Annotated in this window: 2 protein-coding genes; both read right to left on the bottom strand. The window is 79.1% G+C overall.

Features of this window, described 5'->3' with window-relative positions:
* Positions 1 to 85: 85 nt before the first annotated feature.
* A complete protein-coding gene (locus HGCM_RS17210) occupies positions 86 to 715 on the bottom strand; it encodes a Rossmann-like and DUF2520 domain-containing protein (protein ID WP_246119433.1) in 630 nt (209 codons plus the stop codon).
* Positions 712 to 1,786, bottom strand: a 1,075-nt coding sequence (locus tag HGCM_RS17205) for a PH domain-containing protein (protein ID WP_147573066.1), incomplete at its 5' end; no start/stop codon positions are given. The genes HGCM_RS17205 and HGCM_RS17210, both read right to left, overlap by 4 nt.

Genomic DNA, 1,786 nt, shown 5'->3' with positions numbered 1-1,786 from the left:
CCCGTGAGGGCGGCGATCGCTCCCGTGCCGTCGGCCGTCGACGCGGCGCGCAGGGCGCCGTCCAGCGCCGCCTCGAGCAGCGGCGTCAGGACGCGGCCCGGTCCGGCACGCCCGCCGCCGCGAGCGCCTGCGCCGCCTGCGCGACGAGCACGACGAGGTGGTTCGCGCCGTGCGCCAGGGCCGCGTGGTACAGCCCGCGTGCCTCCTCGGCGACGACGACGGGCTCGCCGCCGAGCTCGACGACGAGCGCCTGGCCGATCGGCAGCACCGGCTCCGGGGCCGTCACCGCGAAGGCGCAGCCGACGAGCCGCGTGAGGTCGAGCGACGTGCCGGTGAACGTCATCGCCGGGTGGATCGCGAGCGGCAGGGCGCCGACCGCGCGGACCGGCGCGAGCACGCCGGTGCCGAACCGGCCGGCGGTGTGCACGACGATCTGCCCGGCGCGCCACGCGGCCACGTCGGCGAGGCCCGCGACGAGGTCCGGGAGCACGTCGTCGGGGACCGCGAGCAGGACGAGGTCCGCGCCGGCGACCACGTCGGGCACGTCCCGGACCGGCACGCCCGGCAGGAGCGCGGCGGCCCGGTCGAGCGACTCCTGCGAGATCGCGCTGACGGCGCGCACGCGGTGGCCGGCCGCCGCGAGCGCGTGCCCGAGCACCGCCCCGACCCGCCCCGCGCCGACGACGCCGACCTCCAGCCGCCCGGGAGGCGTCATCGGCCGCGCATCCACTGCTCGGGCGCCGCGGTCGTGCGGGCGCTGCGGGCGCGGGCCGCCTGCTCGTCCAGGAGCGCGGCGGCCGCCCGGCCGTCGAGGTGGTCGGCCTGCGGCTGCACCTTGCCCTGCGTCGAGTGGACGACGAACGACGCGAGCCCGAGGCGGCGCTGCAGCGGCCCCTGCTGGAGCCCCAGCGACTGCGTCCGCTCGTGCGGCACGACGTCCAGGCGCCGCCAGAACCGGCCGGAGCGGACCAGGAGGGCCGTCGGCGTGACGCGCACGCCCCGGCGGCGGCGCCCGACCGGGTCGACCCACCGGGCCGCGTGCGGCGAGGGGAGGAAGCCGCCCTCGTCGTCGACGCCGGTCAGGCCCGCGTCGACCAGGCCGCGGGCGTCCTCCACGCCGAGGTCGGGCACCGCGAGCCAGAGCGCGAGCAGCGCCTCCTCGCGCGTGGCGACCGGGTGGAGCACGGTGTCGGAGTGGTCCTCGCCCTCGCCGGCGTAACCCGCGACGTTGATCTCCACGCGCCACCAGTCCGGCCCTCGCCACCAGGGGCCCTGGCTGATCCGCACCGCCTGGATGCGCCCCGGGGGCACGGTCTGCGAGCGCGTCTCCGTGAGGCCGTGCCGCAGGCGGATGCCGTCCGGGGAGATCGCGCCCCGGAAGCCCACGCCGCGGTTGACGCGGTTCCAGAGCACGCCGGCCGAGCCGAGCAGCGCCGGGAGCGCGAAGAACACCATCTCCAGGTCGCCCGTCTGGACGATCGCGACCCCGAGTGCGACGAGCCCCACCGCGACGACGACGAACGCGGTGGAGCGCAGCGCCGAGAGGATCACCCGCAGCGGGGGCACCTCGTACAGGAACCGCTCCGGCGCGTCCTCGAAGGCCGAGGGCACCGACGGACCCGTCGCCGCCGTCGCTGCCGGGAACGGCCCGTACGCGTCCGCGGCCCCCGGGCCGGCACCGTCGAGGGGCACGACCGGCGCCGCCGGCTCGTCCGGCAGGGCCGCGCCGGCGGGCGCCCCCGAGGCGGTCGAGCCGGCCGGCTCCCCCGCCGCCGGCGGCGAGCCC

The organism is Cellulomonas massiliensis JC225, assembly GCF_000312005.1.
Lineage (GTDB): Bacteria > Actinomycetota > Actinomycetes > Actinomycetales > Cellulomonadaceae > Cellulomonas > Cellulomonas massiliensis.
This window is presented reverse-complemented; position numbering and strand designations above follow the sequence as displayed.

Coding starts and splice junctions, on each gene's coding strand:
- HGCM_RS17210 (WP_246119433.1), bottom strand. CDS start 715: ATGACGCCTCCCGGGCGGCTGGAGGTCGGCGTCGTCGGCGCGGGGCGG.